The sequence below is a fragment of the Micromonospora sp. RP3T genome (assembly GCF_003027925.1).
GTDB lineage: Bacteria > Actinomycetota > Actinomycetes > Mycobacteriales > Micromonosporaceae > Micromonospora.
Genome location: NZ_PYPS01000005.1, coordinates 37,506 through 53,511, shown reverse-complemented (window position 1 = coordinate 53,511; position 16,006 = coordinate 37,506). Strand labels below are relative to the sequence as shown.

At 72.2% G+C, this 16,006-nt stretch carries 16 protein-coding genes; 5 read left to right on the top strand and 11 right to left on the bottom strand.

All coding sequences use genetic code 11. The annotated features are described in order from the left end of the window. The first annotated feature begins 66 nt into the window (after positions 1-66). The gene (locus tag C8054_RS05940) at positions 67-828 is read left to right on the top strand and encodes an SDR family NAD(P)-dependent oxidoreductase (protein WP_107155885.1); all 762 of its coding nucleotides are present in this window, start codon (positions 67-69) and stop codon (positions 826-828) included. Positions 829-939: 111 nt separating this feature from the next. Here C8054_RS05940 and C8054_RS05935 read toward each other — a convergent pair whose 3' ends face one another. From C8054_RS05935 to hrcA, 3 genes are all read right to left on the bottom strand, one after another. Continuing rightward, on the bottom strand, positions 940-1,674 hold the full coding sequence (locus C8054_RS05935) for a 16S rRNA (uracil(1498)-N(3))-methyltransferase (protein ID WP_107155706.1): 735 nt from the start codon (positions 1,672-1,674) through the stop codon (positions 940-942). A gap of 1 nt (position 1,675) precedes the next feature. Beyond that, the gene (dnaJ, locus tag C8054_RS05930) at positions 1,676-2,818 is read right to left on the bottom strand and encodes a molecular chaperone DnaJ (RefSeq protein ID WP_199199573.1); all 1,143 of its coding nucleotides are present in this window, start codon (positions 2,816-2,818) and stop codon (positions 1,676-1,678) included. Positions 2,819-2,889: 71 nt separating this feature from the next. After that, entirely contained in the window at positions 2,890-3,915 is a 1,026-nt protein-coding gene (hrcA, locus tag C8054_RS05925; protein ID WP_107155704.1) for a heat-inducible transcriptional repressor HrcA, read from the bottom strand. A gap of 208 nt (positions 3,916-4,123) precedes the next feature. Here hrcA and C8054_RS05920 point away from each other — a divergent pair, with 208 nt between their 5' ends. Continuing rightward, on the top strand, positions 4,124-4,783 hold the full coding sequence (locus tag C8054_RS05920; protein ID WP_107155703.1) for a DUF4870 domain-containing protein: 660 nt from the start codon (positions 4,124-4,126) through the stop codon (positions 4,781-4,783). 42 nt (positions 4,784-4,825) lie between these two features. On the opposite strand, the gene hemW is transcribed toward C8054_RS05920, so the two are convergent. Further along, entirely contained in the window at positions 4,826-6,049 is a 1,224-nt protein-coding gene (hemW, locus tag C8054_RS05915) for a radical SAM family heme chaperone HemW (protein ID WP_199199571.1), read from the bottom strand. A 19-nt stretch (positions 6,050-6,068) separates the two neighbouring features. Between hemW and C8054_RS05910 the strand changes: the two genes are divergently transcribed. Both C8054_RS05910 and C8054_RS05905 read left to right on the top strand, forming a co-directional pair. Beyond that, a complete protein-coding gene (locus C8054_RS05910) occupies positions 6,069-6,854 on the top strand; it encodes an enoyl-CoA hydratase-related protein (protein ID WP_107155884.1) in 786 nt (261 codons plus the stop codon). 154 nt (positions 6,855-7,008) lie between these two features. Continuing rightward, positions 7,009-7,869 (top strand): hypothetical protein, encoded by an 861-nt coding sequence (locus tag C8054_RS05905; RefSeq protein WP_199199560.1) that lies wholly within the window; start codon positions 7,009-7,011, stop codon positions 7,867-7,869. 105 nt (positions 7,870-7,974) lie between these two features. Here the strand turns inward: C8054_RS05905 and C8054_RS05900 are convergent, their stop codons facing one another. From C8054_RS05900 to C8054_RS05870, 7 genes are all read right to left on the bottom strand, one after another. Continuing rightward, complete coding sequence (locus C8054_RS05900) at positions 7,975-8,805, bottom strand: carbohydrate ABC transporter permease (protein WP_107155701.1); 831 nt, start codon at positions 8,803-8,805, stop codon at positions 7,975-7,977. Continuing rightward, entirely contained in the window at positions 8,802-9,791 is a 990-nt protein-coding gene (locus C8054_RS05895; protein WP_107155700.1) for a carbohydrate ABC transporter permease, read from the bottom strand. The genes C8054_RS05900 and C8054_RS05895 overlap by 4 nt, the downstream gene beginning before the upstream one ends. Continuing rightward, positions 9,788-11,080: a sugar ABC transporter substrate-binding protein gene (locus tag C8054_RS05890; RefSeq protein ID WP_107155699.1), complete on the bottom strand. Its 1,293-nt coding sequence runs from the start codon at positions 11,078-11,080 to the stop codon at positions 9,788-9,790. The genes C8054_RS05895 and C8054_RS05890 overlap by 4 nt, the downstream gene beginning before the upstream one ends. A gap of 220 nt (positions 11,081-11,300) precedes the next feature. Continuing rightward, on the bottom strand, positions 11,301-11,585 hold the full coding sequence (locus C8054_RS05885; protein WP_107155698.1) for a GlsB/YeaQ/YmgE family stress response membrane protein: 285 nt from the start codon (positions 11,583-11,585) through the stop codon (positions 11,301-11,303). A 259-nt stretch (positions 11,586-11,844) separates the two neighbouring features. After that, a complete protein-coding gene (locus C8054_RS05880; RefSeq protein WP_107155697.1) occupies positions 11,845-12,129 on the bottom strand; it encodes a GlsB/YeaQ/YmgE family stress response membrane protein in 285 nt (94 codons plus the stop codon). A 233-nt stretch (positions 12,130-12,362) separates the two neighbouring features. Then, entirely contained in the window at positions 12,363-14,240 is a 1,878-nt protein-coding gene (gene lepA, locus C8054_RS05875) for a translation elongation factor 4 (protein WP_107155696.1), read from the bottom strand. 128 nt (positions 14,241-14,368) lie between these two features. Continuing rightward, entirely contained in the window at positions 14,369-14,905 is a 537-nt protein-coding gene (locus tag C8054_RS05870; protein WP_107155695.1) for a DUF4240 domain-containing protein, read from the bottom strand. Between the two features lie 74 nt (positions 14,906-14,979). On the opposite strand from C8054_RS05870, the gene C8054_RS05865 reads away from it, so the two are divergent. Then, complete coding sequence (locus C8054_RS05865) at positions 14,980-15,966, top strand: phosphotransferase family protein (protein WP_233219509.1); 987 nt, start codon at positions 14,980-14,982, stop codon at positions 15,964-15,966. Positions 15,967-16,006: the final 40 nt, after the last annotated feature.

Here is a 16,006-nt window from a genome sequence, read left to right as displayed (position 1 = left end):
TTAACGCCTCCGGCATAGGAAGGGGCCCCGCTTAACACCTCGGAACGGTGCGGCAGGATGGCCGACATGGCGGGACGGGCGGTACTGGTGACGGGGGCCTCGCGGGGCATCGGGCGGGCGGTGGCGCGGGCGTTCGCGGCCGGCGGCGACCGGGTGGCGGTCCACCACCGGGACTCGGCCGGGCTCGCCGAGGCGTTGCGCGCCGAACTGCCCGGCGACGGCCACGTGGTGGTCCGCGCCGACCTGGCGGACCCGGATGCCGTACGGGCCATGGTCGACGAGGCGGCCCGGCTGCTCGGCGGTCTCGACGTGCTGGTCAACAACGCCGGCGTGTTCGGGCCGGCCGACCCGCCGCACCCGGTCTTCGAGAGCAGCTACGAACAGTGGCGCGCGCGCTGGCGCGAGGTGCTGGACACCAACCTGCTCGGTGCCGCCAACGCCGCCTGGTGCGCTGCCCAGCACATGCGGGAGCGGGGCGGTCGGATCGTGAACGTCTCCTCCCGGGGCGCGTTCCGGGGCGAACCTGCCAATCCGGCGTACGGGGCCAGCAAGGCGGGGATGAACGCGATGGCCCAGTCGCTCGCGGTGGCGCTGGCGCCGTACGGCATCGGGGTGGCCTGCGTGGCCCCGGGCTTCGTCGAGACCGACATGACCAACGAGCACCTCAAGAGCGAGCGCGGCGAGGCGGTCCGGGCGCAGTCGCCGTTCCACCGGGTGGCCCGCCCCGAGGAGATCGCCGCCGCCGTCCACTGGCTGGCCAGCCCCGACGCGGAATGGGCGTCCGGCACCATCGTCGACCTGAACGGCGCCTCCTACCTCCGCACCTGACGCCCCCCACCCCTCACCGGGGCGCAGTTTCACGGAAAGAGTGCCTGTCCAGCCGCGAACAGCCCCTCTTTCCGTGAAACTGCGGCAAGCGAGGTGGGGTGGGGGTGGGGGTTACCAGCGGGGGAGGCGGGTGGAGAGGACGGCCAGGGCGGCCACGCCGGCGGTGGAGGTCCGCAGGACGGAGGGGCCCAGGCGGACGGGGCGGGCACCGGCCTCGCGGAACGCGGTCAGCTCCGGCTCGGCGATGCCGCCCTCGGGGCCGACCACCAGGACGATCTCGCCGGTCGACGGCAGCGCGACGGTGGTCAGCCGCTCGTCGGCCTCCTCGTGCAGCACGAAGGCGGCGCCGGCGCCGGCGATCCGGCGGGCCACCGTGGCGGTGGACTCGTCCGGGGCGCCGGCCACCACCGGCAGCCACGGGCGGCGGGCCTGCTTGGCGGCCTCCCGGGCGGTGGCCACCCACTTCTCCCGGGCCCGGACGCCCCGGTCGCCGCGCCACTGGGCGACCGAGCGGGACGCCGCCCAGGGCACGATCTCGTCCACCCCGACCTCGGTCATCGCCTGCACGGCCAGCTCACCCCGCTCGCCCTTGGCGATCCCCTGCACCACCACCAGCCGGGGGACGCACGCGTCGGCGTACGCCCGGGAGGTGACGCGCAGGTCGAGCGTGCCCCGGCCGACGGCGGTGACGACGGCGGCGGCGGTGCCGCCCCGACCGTCGGCGAGCAGCAGTTCCTCGCCGACGCGCAGCCGCTGCACGGTGGCCGCGTGGTGGCCCTCCGGGCCGTCCAGCGTCACCGTGTCACCGGTGGGCAGCGCCTCGACCAGGAACAGCGGCGCCGACACCTCAGGCGTGCCCGTTGAAGGCGTCGCGCATCCGGGAGAAGAAGCCGCCCTGCTTGGTCAGCTCGGCGACCTCCTCGCCGCGGGTCTTGGCGAAGTCGCGCAGCATCCGCTCCTGGTCGGCGTCGAGCTTGGTCGGGGTCCGCACGTCCAGGTGGACGTAGAGGTCACCCCGGCCGGTGCCGCGCAGGTGCGGCACCCCGCGGGCGCGCAACCGCATCGTGCTGCCGGGCTGGGTGCCGGCCTTGACGTCGACGATCTCCTCGCTGTCCAGCGTCTTGATGGTCAGCCGGGTGCCGAGCGCGGCGGCGGTCATCGGCACCGTGACCCGGCAGTGCAGGTCGTCGCCCTTGCGGGAGTAGACGTCGTGGGTCCGCTCGTGGATCTCGACGTAGAGGTCGCCGGCGGTGCCGCCACCCGGGCCGACCTCGCCCTGCTGGGCCAGCCGGATCCGCATGCCGTCCTCGACGCCGGCCGGGATCTTGACGGTCAGCGAGCGGCGGGTCCGCACCCGCCCGTCCCCGGCGCAGGTCGGGCAGGGGTGCGGGATCGTGGTGCCGTAGCCCTGGCAGACGGTGCACGGCCGGGCGGAGACCACCTGGCCGAGGAACGTCCGCTGCACCGACTGCACCTCGCCGCGGCCACCGCACGCCTCGCAGGTGGCCAGGTGGGTGCCGGCGGCGGTGCCGGCGCCGGAGCAGGTGGTGCAGAGCACCGCGGTGTCGACAGTGATCGGCGCCTCGACGCCGAACGCGGTCTCGTTGAGGTCCAGCTCCAGCCGCAGGATCGCGTCCGCGCCCGGCCGGGTACGCGGCCGGGGACCCCGGCTGCCGCCCGCCGCGCCGCCGAAGAACGCGTCCATGATGTCCTGGAAGCCGACGAACGGGCCGGCGCCGCCCGGGCCACCCGCGCCCGCGCCCCCGCCGCCCGGGGCGAGCGGGTCGCCACCCAGGTCGACGATCTGCCGTTTCCGATCGTCCGAGAGGACCTCGTACGCGGCGTTGATGTCCTTGAACTTCTCCTGTGCCTCCGGGTCCGGATTGACGTCCGGGTGGTACTGCCGCGCCAACTTCCGGTAGGCACGCTTGATGTCGTCGTCGGAGGCGTCCCGGCTCACGCCGAGAATTCCGTAGTAGTCCCTGGCCACTGCGTCTGGTGTCCTCATGTTCGTCTCGCGTCGCCGGTCGCCGGCCGTTCCCGGCCGTCGGCCCTGACTGGTCAGTTCTGGGCCAGCAGTTCGCCCACGTAGCGTGCCACGGCCCTCACCATGGCGATATTGCCGGGGTAGTCCATCCGGGTGGGCCCGAGCACGCCGAGCCCACCGACGATCGTGGCACCCGGGCCGTAACCGGTGCTGACCACCGAGGCGGCCCGCAGATTGTCGATCTCGTTCTCGTCGCCGATGAGCACCCGGGTGGTGTTGCTCGGCTCGGTCTCGCCGATCAGCTTGAGCAGCACGACCTCCTCTTCGAGCGCCTCGAGGATGGGGCGCAGCGAGCCCTGGAAGTCGAGCAGGCCACCCCGGGTGAGGTTGGCGGTGCCGGCCAGCGCGATCCGTTCCTCGTGCCGCTCGACGAGCGTCTCCAGCAGCACGGTGGAGAGCGTGGTCATGGCCGGGCGCAGGTGCGGCGCGGACTCCTCGACCAGCGCCTGCACCAGCGGGGGCGTCTCGGCGAGCTGGCTGCCGACCAACTTCTCGTTGACCAGCCGGCGCAGGTCGGTCACGTGCTCGGCGGGGACCGGGGCGGGCAGCTCGACCAGCCGCTGCTCGACCCGCCCGGTGTCGGCGATCATGACGACCATCAGCCGGGTGGTGGAGATCGGCACCAGCTCCAGGTGGCGCACCTTGGAACGGGCCAGGCTCGGGTACTGCACCACGGCCACCTGCCGGGTGAGCTGGGCCAGCAGCCGGACCGTGCGGTGCACCACGTCGTCGAGGTCGACGGCGCCGACCAGGAAGCGCTCGATCGCCCGGCGCTCGGCCGGGCTGAGCGGCTTGACCCGGGAGAGCCGGTCGACGAAGAGGCGGTACCCGCGGTCGGTGGGCACCCGGCCGGCGCTGGTGTGCGGCTGCCGGATGTAGCCCTCCTCCTCCAGCACCGCCATGTCGTTGCGCACGGTCGCCGGTGAGACGCCGAGCTGGTGCCGCTCGACCAGGGCCTTGCTGCCCACCGGCTCCTGCGTGGCCACGTAGTCCTCGACGATGGCGCGCAGCACGGCGAGCTTGCGGTCGTCGAGACCCATCTCCCCACCTCCTGACGCACCTCGGCCGGGCGACGCGCGGCATCCGCCGGGCGACTGGCACTCGACTGTAGCGAGTGCCAGTCTACGTCGGCACCCCCGTCGGCGCGATGATCAGCGCCGCACCCCGGGTGCGGTCCGGCGCACAGTACGGCGCGTCGAGGCCGAACAGCCCTGGTGCCGCTTGCCCCGGGGACCTACCGTGACGTCCATGACTGAACCTCCTCGCCCTCCCGGAGCTGGGGACCCGGGCCCCCAGCCCGACCCGTTCCCGCCGTCGGCGCCGTACGGCTCCTCGCCGGCCGACGAGCCCCCCACCGCACCACTGTCCGGGGCGCCGGGCGGGGGCGGCTATCCCCCGCCCGGCGGTTATCCGCCCCCGGGCGGTCAGCCTCCGCCGGGCGGCTATCCCCCGCCCGGCGGTGACACGCCGGGCTACGGCGCGCCCGGCGGTGGCGCCCCCGGCTACGGCGCGCCCGGCGGCGGCTACCCGGCCGGCGGCTCCTACGGCCCGCCGGCCGGCTACGCCAACAACGACGACAAGACCTGGGCCCTGGTGGCGCACTTCGGCGGCGCGGCCGGAATGCTGATCGGCGGCGGCGTGCTGGGCTGGGTCGCGCCGCTGGTGGCGCTGCTGGCCCGGGGCAACCAGTCCCCGACCGTACGGGCGCACGCGGTCGCCGCGCTGAACTTCCAGCTCATCTGGTCGATCATCGCGCTGGTCGGCTGGATCCTCACCTGCATCCTGATCGGCCTGGTGGTCGGCTTCGGCGCCATGATCGTCGGCATCATCTTCGGCATCCTGGGCGGCGTGAAGGCCAACGAGGGGCAGCTCTACCGCTACCCGATGTCGGCCAGCCTGATCAAGTGACGGCCGCCGGCCGGTCCCGCGCGGCGGGGCCGGCCGGACCGGTCAGGGCAGCAGGTCGCGGACCACGCCGTCGGCCAGCAGGCGACCGCGCAGCGTGAGCACGGCACGACCGTCCGCGTACGCGTCGGCGTCCAGCAGCCCGCCGGCCCGGGCCCGCTCGGCGCCGGCCCGGCCGGCTTCGTCCAGCACGTCCAGCGGCAGCCCGGACGCCAGCCGCAGCCGCAGCATCACGTCCTCCATGTGCTGCTCGTCGGCGGTGAGCCGTTCCCGGGCCAGCGCCGGCGAGGCGCCGTCGGCCAACCGCTCCGCGTACCCGGCCGGGTGCTTGACGTTCCACCAGCGCACGCCACCGACGTGGCTGTGCGCCCCCGGGCCCAGGCCCCACCAGTCTGCGCCGGTCCAGTAGAGCAGGTTGTGCCGGCACCGGGCCGCCTCGGAGCGGGCCCAGTTGGACACCTCGTACCAGGAGAAACCGGCCGCGTGCAGGGCCGCCTCCGCGGCCAGGTAGCGGTCCGCCGCCACGTCGTCGGAGGGGTACGGCAGCTCACCCCGGCGCATCCGCGCGGCCAGCCGGGTGCCGTCCTCCACGATCAGGGCGTACGCGCTGACGTGGTCGACGCCGGCGTCGACCACCTGGGCCAGCGAGGCGGCGAAGTCGTCCGCGGTCTCCCCCGGCGTGCCGTAGATCAGGTCCAGGTTGACGTGGTCGAACCCGGCGTCGCGGGCCTCGGCGGCGGCGGCGGTGGCCCGGCCCGCGCTGTGCCGCCGGTCGAGCACGGCGAGCACGCCCGGCGCGGCGGACTGCATGCCCAGCGAGATCCGGGTGTAGCCGGCCGCCCGCAGCGTCTTCAGCGACTCCGGGGTGACCGACTCGGGGTTGGCCTCGGTGGTCACCTCGGCGTCGGCGGCCAGCCCCCAGGTGCGGTCGATGGCGTCCAGGATCCGGGCCAGGTCGTCGGCGGGCAGCAGGGTGGGTGTGCCGCCGCCGACGAAGACGGTGTCCACCCGGGGCGGCGGGGTGTCGCCGAGCACCCGGCCGGCGAGCGCCAGCTCGGCCAGCACGCTGTCGGCGTACGTCTCCCGGCTCACCCCGCCGCCCAGCTCCGCGGCGGTGTACGTGTTGAAGTCGCAGTAACCGCACCGGCTGGCGCAGAACGGAACGTGTACGTACACGCCGAAGCCCCGGGCGCCGACGGCGCGGCGGGCGGTGGCGGGCAGCGACCCGTCGCGCGGGACGGGTTCGCCTTCTGGAAGGACGCCGGGCATGGCCACTAGTGTGCCCGGCATGACCTCTCCGGACGCTCTCGTGCGGGTCGCCACGGCCCGTGGGGTGACCACCCTCACCCTGGACAGCCCGCACAACCGCAACGCGCTCTCCACGCCGCTGATGACCGAGCTGCTGGCCGGGCTGGCCGCGGCGGTCGCCGACGACACGGTCCGGGCGATCGTGCTGGACCACACCGGCCCGGTCTTCTGCTCCGGCGCCGACCTGAAGGAGACCGCCGCCGCGTACGCCAGCGGGACCGTGCCGGCCGGCATGCTCGGCGACGTGCTGGTCGCCGTGCGGGAGTGCCCGAAGCCGGTGCTGGCGAAGGTGGCCGGGCCGGCGCGGGCCGGCGGGCTGGGCCTGATCGCCGCCGCTGACCTGGTGGTCTGCGCCGAGGAGGCGACGTTCGCGTTCACCGAGGTGCGGATCGGCGTGATCCCGGCGGTGATCTCGGCGACCGTGCTGCCCCGGCTGAGCCCGCGGGCCGCCGCCGAGATGTACCTGACCGGAGAGACGTTCGACGGCCGGCGGGCCGCCGAGATCGGCCTGGTCACCGCCGCGGTGCCGGCGGACGGGCTGGACGCCGCCGTGGAGCGCTACCGCGCGGCGCTGGTGAAGGGCGCGCCGAAGGCCCTCGCCGGGGCGAAGGAGCTGCTGCGCCGGCCGGCCGCCGCCGACCTGCGGGCGGAGATCGCCGCGTTGGCGACGCTCTCCACCGGGTACTTCCTCTCCGACGAGGGACGGGAGGGGGTGCTCGCGTTCCGCGAGAAGCGTCCGGCGGCGTGGGTGCCCGCCGGAGACTAGAAGGCGGGGCCCCCGGTTAACGCCTCCGGTATAGGCGGGGCCCCCGCTTAACGGCAACCCGTCACGGGGCGGTGACGCGGCGGCGAGCAGGCCGGTCGGCCGAGCCGGGAAGTGGGACGGGCGACGTACGCTGGGCGGACTGTCAGGACAGGGGGTGCGGGTGCGGACGCGACCGGCGATCGTGGCATCTGGTGTGGTGGTGTGCGTGCTGGCCCTGCTCGCGATCTGGTTCGTGACCAAGCAGTTCGGTCACCACCTGCGGCTGCCGCTGGCCAGCCGGACCTGCACCGTACAGGCCGACGGCGAGGTGGTGCTGGGCGCCGACCAGATGGCCAACGCGGCCACCATCGCCGCCATCGGCGTCCAGCGCCGGATGCCCGAGCGCGCGGTGGTGGTGGCGCTGGCGACCGCCTACCAGGAGTCGCACCTGCGCAACATCGCGCACGGCGACCGGGATTCGCTCGGCCTGTTCCAGCAGCGCCCGAGCCAGGGTTGGGGTACGCCGGAGGAGATCCAGGACCCGCGCTACGCGGCCCGGAAGTTCTACGCCGCGCTGAAGAAGGTCAAGGGCTGGGAACGGATGCGGGTCACCGAGGCCGCCCAGCGGGTGCAGCGGTCGGCCTACCCCGAGGCGTACCAGAAGTGGGCGGACGAGTCGGAGGTCCTCACCCGCGCGCTGCTCGGCCAGGCGACCGGCGCGGTGGCCTGCACGGTCGGTTCGACTCCGACGCTGCGGGGCCCGGCCGCCGCCAGCGCGGTGCTGGAGGGTCTGACGCTGGACTGGGGCCTGCCCCGCCTGACCGCGGCGACGACGCTGACCGGGCTGACCGTGCCGGCCGGTGACGACCGGGACGGCTGGCGTTACGCGCACTGGCTGGTCTCGCACGCCGACGACAACGGCGTGAAGCGGGTCCGCTTCGGCAGCCTGGAGTGGACCGCCGAGCAGGGCACCTGGGGCCGGGTGAAGGGCGACCCGGCGACGCAGGTGCTGGCCGAGGTCTTCGCCGACACCTGAGCCGGTGCCTGAGCCGGTCCCTGAACCGGTGCCTGAACCGACACCTGAACCGGCGACGGGCCGCCGGCGTCCCGCCGACGGCCCGTCATCGAGGTCGGCCGGGGATCAGCCCTTCACCGCGCCGGCGACCAGCCCGGAGACCATCCGGCGCTGGACCAGCAGGAAGAAGATGATCACCGGCAGCGTGAACAGCGTGGACGCGGCCATCACCGAGCCCCACGCGGTGTCGTCCCGGCCGAAGAAGAACGTCATCGCCACCGGCAGCGTGTACCGCTGCTGGTCGTTGATGAACGTCAACGCGAATATCAGCTCGTTCCAGGCGGTGATGAAGGAGAAGATGCTGGTCGCCACCAGGCCGGGCGCGACCAGCGGGAACAGCACCTTGCGGAACGTCTGCGCCCGGCTGGCCCCGTCGATCGCGGCGGCCTCCTCCAACTCCTTCGGCACCGCCGCGACGAAGCCGCGCAGCATCCAGACCGCGAACGGCAGCGAGAAGCCGAGGTAGGTGAGGATCAGGCTGGGCAGCGTGTTGTAGAGGCCGAGCCGCTGGATCATCAGGAACAGCGGGATGACCAGCGCCTCCAGCGGGATCATCTGCACCACCAGGAGCAGGATCAGGAAGCTGGTGCGCAGTGTGAACCGGAACCGGGCCACCGCGGTCGCGGCGAGCAGCGCGACCAGCCCGCTCAGCAGCACGGTGGCCACCGCGACCAGCACGCTGTTGAGGAAGAAGTCGAGGAACGTCACGCCGGGGATCAGGTTGCCGGTGAGGATCTCCCGGTAGTGCTCCAGGGTGGGCTCCGCCGGCACCGGGCGCGGCGTGGCCGAGAAGATCTCCCGGTTGGGCTTCAGCGACGTCGCGATCATCCAGTAGACGGGGAACGCGGCGAAGAGCGCGACCAGCAGGCCGGCGCCGTTGAGCGCGATCTTCTTCACGACTCGTCCTCCTGCTTGAGCACCATGCGGACGTACAGGGCGGTCACCGCGAGCAGGATCACGGTGAGGATGACGGCGATCGCCGAGCCGAGCCCGTACTTGGGTGGCGGCGAGAACGCCTCCGCGTACGAGTAGATCGACAGCATGAACGTCGACCGGTCCTGGGTACCGCCGGCCAGCACGAACTGCTGGGTGAAGACCTTGAAGTCCCAGATCGTGGAGAGCACCACCAGGATGCCGAAGACCGGCCGGAGCATCGGGAACGTGACCGCCCAGAAGACGCGCCACGGCCCGGCGCCGTCGACGCGGGCCGCCTCCTGCAACTCGGTGGGCACGCTCTTGAGCCCGGCCAGCACGCTCACCGCGATGAACGGGAACGAGTGCCAGACCACCACCAGCGTCAGGATGGCGAAGAACAGCAGCGGGTCGTTGAACCAGCCGTAACCGGTCCAGTCGCTACGCCCGAACAGCGTCGTGGAGAGGCCGTCGGGCAGCTTGTTGAACAGCCAGGTGACCAGGCCGCTCGTGTCGTCGAAGATCCACTTCCAGACGATGGTGCCGGTCAGCGCCGGGGTGGCCCAGGCGAGCATCACGCAGCTCGCCACGAACGTGGCCATCTTCTTGCCGAGCCGGTTGAGCAGCAGCCCGACCAGCGTGCCGAGCACCATGGTGAGCGCCACGTTGGCGAACGCGAAGAGCACGGTGTTGCGCAGCACGGTCCGGAAGAACGGGTCGCCGAGGATCTGCGCGTAGTTGGCCAGGCCGACCCAGGGCCACTCGCGGTCCCCCCGGAGCTGCCGGACGCTGTCCAGCTTGTAGAAGGACATCATCACGACCTGGCCGAGCGGCCAGAGCAACAGCACGGCGATGATCGCCAGGCAGGGCAGGAGCAACAGGTACGGGAGGCGGTCCACCTTTCGGCGGCGCCGCCGCGCGGGGTGCTCCCGCGCGGCGGCCTCGCCGGTGACCTTGGTCAGCGTTGTCACTTGGCGTTGAGAATGCTTTCCATCTCGGTGGCCGCGTCGGCGGTTGCCTTCTCGACCGTCTTCTGACCCTTGATGACCGAGCTGTTCATCGCCTGGGTCACCGTCTTGGTGCGGCTGACCTCGACCCACTTCGGGGTGAGCGGGGTCAGCTTGGTGTTCTGGATGGCGGTGGCGAACGCGGCCATCACCTTGTCGTTGGCGTAGTTCCCGCCGCTGACCAGGTCCTGGTAGACCGGGAAGAAGCCGAGGCTGCTGGCGAACTCCTGGTCCTTCTGCTTGCTCAGCAGCACGGTCATGTAGTCCCAGGCCAGCGCCTGACGCTCGCTGTCCTTCCAGACCGCGATGTCGGAACCACCGGCGAACGCCGGGGCGGCCTTGCCGTCCGGGCCGGGGATCGGGAACGTGCCCCAGACCTTCTCGATGTCGGGGTTGTCCTTCTTCATCGCGCCGCCCTGCCAGCTACCGGCGAACGCCATGGCGGCCTTGCCGGTGGCGAACTGGGTCCGCGCGTCGACCTCGTTCCAGCCGGCGGCGGCCGGCGGGGCGACCTTGTGCACGGTCACCAGGTCGGTCCAGAACTTGACCGCCTTCTGCGCCTCGGGCGTGTTGTAGCCGGACTTCCAGCTGTCGCCGTCCTTGGTGGCGATCTCGCCGCCGGCACCCCAGAGGAAGGAGTAGAACGGCAGTTCGGAGTTGCCGGGCAGGGCGATGCCGTAGGTGCCGGGCTTCTTGGCCTGGACGGCCTTGGCGGCGGCGACCATCTCGTCCCAGTTCGTCGGCGGCTTCACACCCGCCTCGGCGAACCAGTCGGTGCGGTAGTAGACGGCACGCACGCCGGCGTACCACGGCACGCCGTACTGCTTGCCGTCGAGCTGGGCGTTCTTCACCAGGTCGGGCAGGATGTCCTTGCCCTCGGACCAGTTGTTGAACTTGTCCGTGACGTCGGCCAGGGCCTCCTGCGCGGCCCAGCCCTGGGTCTCGGTGTTGCCCAGCTCGGTGACGTCCGGGCCCTCGCCGCCGGCGAGCGCGGCCTGGAACTTCTTCGGCGCCTCGAGCCAGGGAATGTACTGCACCACGACGTCGGTCTCGGGGTGCTTCTTCTTGAACTCCGCCTCGACCGTGTCGAGGAACGCGGTCTGGGCGTCGCCGCCCTCGCCCATCATCCAGACCGTCAGCTTGCTGTTGTCGGCGGCCTTGTCATCGTCGCCGGAGCCACCGCAACCGGTCAGCACCAGCGCGGCCGACGCCACGATGGCGGTGACCGGAGCCAGCCGCTTCCACCTGTTCACGCCATATCTCCCTCAGGGCCGTTTGGCACTAACCTTCTCCGCCGCACCTTAGTAGGAAAATTTCCTTTACAACAGGGGGTGGGCCCGGCGGGCGGCCGAGGCGACCGTATCGCAGCCGAACGCCCGGCCGGCAGGGGTGCCGTCCGGGCAGGTCAGAGCGGGAGTACGCGGACGGGCGCCCGGCCAGCGGCCGGGCGCCCGTCGAGCGTCGTGGTGGGGGTCAGTAGCGCGAGACGCCACGCCGACGGCCGACACCGGCCACCAGGGCGACGCCGATGGCGGCGAAGAGCACCTGCAGCAGCAGCTCGCGCCAGTCGATGCCGGCGGTCTCGGCGAAGCCGGAGGCCCGGGCGACGATCGTGCCCAGCAGCGCGGCGCCGACGCCGATCAGCATGTGCAGCCACATCGGCATGTTCTGCCGGCCCGGCACGACCAGGCGGCCCAGCGCGCCGACGATCAGACCAACGACCAGCGCCGTGATGATGCCCCAAACGGTGAGCTCCATGGTCGCCCTCCTCCTTCAGATCGAGTCACACGATGTCGTGTGGTTTCTGTCGTGACCGCTAAGTTCCCGACCGACGAAAAATCCAAACCGACTCCGGTGATGAATTGTTCATCCCTGCTCTGAGCTGTGGTTTCCCGCCCAAAGTTCAGCCCGGGCCGCCCTCGTACCTACCGTCGATGAACCGACCGGCTTCAATGCGAAACGGCGACGGGCGCCCGGCCGGTAGGCCGGGCGCCCGTCGCGGCGCGTTGGTACGCGGTCAGTGGTGGGTGACGCCCCGCCGACGACCGACCCCGGCCACCAGGGCCACGGCGATGGCGGCGAAGAGCACCTGCAGCAGCAGCTCGCGCCAGTCGATGCCAGCGGTCTCGGCGAAGCCGGACGCCCGGGCGACGATCGTGCCCAGCAGCGCGGCGCCCACACCGATCAGCATGTGCAGCCACATCGGCATGTTCTGCCGGCCCGGCACGACCAGCCGGCCCAGCGCGCCGACGATCAGGCCGACGACCAGCGCGGTGATGATGCCCCAGACGGTGAACTCCACGGTCGGTCCTCCTATAAGCGGTTTCGCACGTTCTGTGCGGTTACTGTCGTGACCGGTAAGTTCCCGACCGACCAAAAACCGAAACCGACCGAATCCGCGACACGCCGGAGGTCGCCCGACCGCCTAGCCAAAACCGCAGGTGGGAGCGGTTCCGGAAGCTGAAAATTTCCTGAGTACGCGAGCCGGCCGGCACCCTCGACGGAGGGTGCCGGCCGGTTCGGGAGCGCCTGAGGCTACTTCTTGCCGGCGGGCTTGCCGTCGCCGGAGTCGGACGAGAGCGCCGCGATGAAGGCCTCCTGGGGAACCTCGACCCGGCCCACCATCTTCATCCGCTTCTTGCCCTCCTTCTGCTTCTCCAGCAGCTTGCGCTTCCGGCTGATGTCACCGCCGTAGCACTTGGCGAGCACGTCCTTGCGGATCGCGCGGATCGTCTCCCGGGCGATCACCCGGCTGCCGATGGCCGCCTGGATCGGCACCTCGAACTGCTGACGGGGGATCAGCGACCGCAGCTTCGCCGCGATCGTGGTGCCGTAGTTGTACGCCTTGTCCTTGTGCACGATGGCGCTGAACGCGTCCACCGGCTCACCGTGCAGCAGGATGTCCACCTTCACCAGGTCGGACGCCTGCTCGCCGGAGGTCTCGTAGTCGAGCGAGGCGTACCCCTTGGTGCGGCTCTTGAGCTGGTCGAAGAAGTCGTAGATGATCTCGGCCAGCGGCAGCGTGTAGCGCAGCTCCACCCGGTCGGCGGAGAGGTAGTCCATGCCGAGCAGGTTGCCCCGGCGACCCTGGCACAGCTCCATCACCGCGCCGACGTAGTCGTTCGGCGTCAGCACGGTGGCCCGCACGGTCGGCTCGTACACCTCGGCGATCTTGCCGGTCGGGTACTCGCTCGGGTTGGTCACCACGATCTCCTGGGCGTCCTCCGTGATGGCCCGGTAGACCACGTTCGGCGCGGTGGAGATCAGGTCGAGGTTGAACTCCCGCTCCAGCCGCTCCCGGATGATCTCCAGGTGCAGCAGGCCGAGGAAGCCGCAGCGGAAGCCGAACCCCAGCGCGCCGGACGTCTCCGGCTCGTAGACCAGCGCCGCGTCGTTGAGCTTGAGCTTGTCCAGCGCCTCACGCAGGTTCGGGTAGTCCGAGCCGTCGATCGGGTAGAGGCCCGAGTAGACCATCGGCTTCGGGTCCTTGTAGCCGCCGAGCGCCTCCTTGGCCGGGTTGCCGTTGATGGTGACCGTGTCACCCACCCGCGACTGGCGGACGTCCTTCACGCCGGTGATGAGGTATCCCACCTCGCCGACGCCGAGCGCGTCGGCCTTCACCATCTCCGGCGAGATGACGCCGATCTCCAGCAGCTCGTGCACCGCGCCGGTGGACATCATCTTGATCCGGTCCCGGGCCGAGATGCGGCCGTCGATCACCCGGACGTACGTGACCACGCCGCGGTAGACGTCGTACACCGAGTCGAAGATCATCGCGCGGGCCGGGTCGTCGGCCTCGCCGACCGGCGGCACGAACTGCCTGACGATCTCGTCGAGCAGGTACGGCACGCCCTCACCGGTCTTGCCGGAGACCCGGATGCAGTCCGCCGGGTCACCGCCGATCAGGTGCGCCAACTCCTCGGCGTACTTCTCCGGCTGGGCGGCCGGCAGGTCGATCTTGTTGAGCACCGGGATGATGCGCAGGTCGTTCTCGAGCGCCAGGTAGAGATTCGCGAGGGTCTGCGCCTCGATACCCTGCGCGGCGTCGACAAGCAGGACCGCGCCCTCGCAGGCGGCCAGCGAGCGGGACACCTCGTAGGTGAAGTCGACGTGGCCCGGGGTGTCGATCATGTTGAGCACGGCGGTCTCGCCGGTCCGGTCCCCCTCCCGGATCGTCCACGGCATCCGGACGGCCTGGCTCTTGATGGTGATGCCGCGCTCGCGCTCGATGTCCATCCGGTCCAGGTACTGCGCGCGCATCTGCCGGGGGTCGACCACGCCGGTGAGCTGCAGCATCCGGTCGGCCAGGGTCGACTTCCCGTGGTCGATGTGGGCGATGATGCAGAAGTTCCGGATGCGCGCCGGGTCGGTGGCACCAGGAGCGTTCGCGCCGGGATCGAGCTTCGGTGGCACAGCGGTCCGTTCTGGTCGGCTGACGTGAGCGGGCCGGCGCGCCGCCGGCCCCCTCTATGCTCCCACGTCGTCCGGCGCGCGCCCGGGCTCCCCCGGCACTGCCCGGCCACCCGCCGCCGCGCGGGGCGTCACTCCGCCGGCGGCTCGACGAAGAGCGCGGCGAGCCGGGGCAGCCGGCGGCGGGCCTCCTCCTCGTCGTCGAAGTCCCAGAAGTCGTTCAGGTCCGGCACCTTCACCGGATCCCGGTCGGCCGGCAACTCCGACGCGGTGGCCTGCCGGTACGCCTCCCAGGGCACCGACAGCATCCGCTCGCACTCGAACTCCTCGCCGCTGAGCGCGGCGGAGCGGACCCGGGGCAGTTCGGCAAGCGAATCCGGCTCGGTCACCGCCCGCGCGAAGACGATCCGGCCCTGCGTCATCAGCCAGCCCCGGAAGTATTCGAAGCCGTCGTCCGAGGCGCCGCCGTTGATCAGGTACGCCGCGCCCCACAGGTCGACCCGGTAGGAGGCGGCGAGCACCCGCCGCTGGTGGTGGGCGTACCCGACGATCTCCTCCGGATCGCGCTCGGCGAGCAGCGCGACCGCCCGCACGGCGACCGCGTCGGCCTCTCCCCCGGCCCCGGCCCGGGCCTGGTCGATCAACTGCCAGAAGTCCTCGGTCCTCATGGTCGGCAGTCTGGCAGAGCCCACCGACGCGCCGCCCACACCCGGCGGTGGTGGCGGTGCGGCAGCATGGAGCGGTGCGTGCGATCTCGCTACCGCCCGTTCCGTACGGGGAGACGGCCGACCGACCCGGCTGGGCCGACCTGCCGGACGGGCTGCGCGACGCGCTGACGGCCCGACTCGGCGGCCCACCGGCCGAGGTCCGGGTGGCCGGCGGCGGCTTCACGCGCGGCTTCGCCGCCGTACTGACCGGCCCGACCGGCGATCGGGTGTTCGTCAAGGCGGCGGCGCTGGCCGGGCAGCGACACCTGGTCGACTGGTACGCCCACGAGGCCGCGATCCTGGCCCGGCTCCCCGCCGGCCTGCCGGTGCCCCGGCCGCGCTGGGCGTTGACCGGGTCCGGCTGGTACGCGCTCGCGCTCGACGCGATCGACGGGCACACCCCCCGGCTGCCCTGGGACCCGACCGAGCTGGCGGCGGCCCTCACCACGTACGCCGAGGTGGCCGCCGCGCTCGCCGAACCGCCCGGGGACCTCGTCGCGCTCGGGCTGCCACGCCTGGCCGACCTGGCCCGGGACGACATCCTGTGGTGGGGCGAGGTGGCCGCCGGCCGTGAACCGCTGCCCGCGGCGGCGGCGGGCGTCGCGCTGGCGGAGCTGGTCGCGCTGGAGTCCCGCCTCCCCGGGTATGCCGACGCCGCCCCCGGGCTGGCCCACGGTGACCTGCGGGTGGACAACCTCCTGATCGACGCCGACGGTCGCGCCTGGCTCTGCGACTGGACCTGGCTCTGTCACGGACCCGCCTGGTTCGACCTGGCCGGCCTGCTGCTCACCGGGTACGCCAGCGGCCTCGACGCGGACACCGCCTTCGCCCGCCACCCGGCGACCGCCGGGGCGCCCGCGGACGCGCTGGACGTGAGCCTCGCCGCACTCGCCGGCTACTTCCTCACCGGCGCCGCCGCCGGCCCGTCCACCGCCTCCCCGCACCTACGCTCCCACCAGCGGTGGAGCGGTGAGCAGGCCCTCGCCTGGCTCACCGCCCGCCGCGGCTGGGCCCGGGGGTAAGGAGGGGCCCCCGCTTAACGCTTCCGGTAGAGAAGGGGCC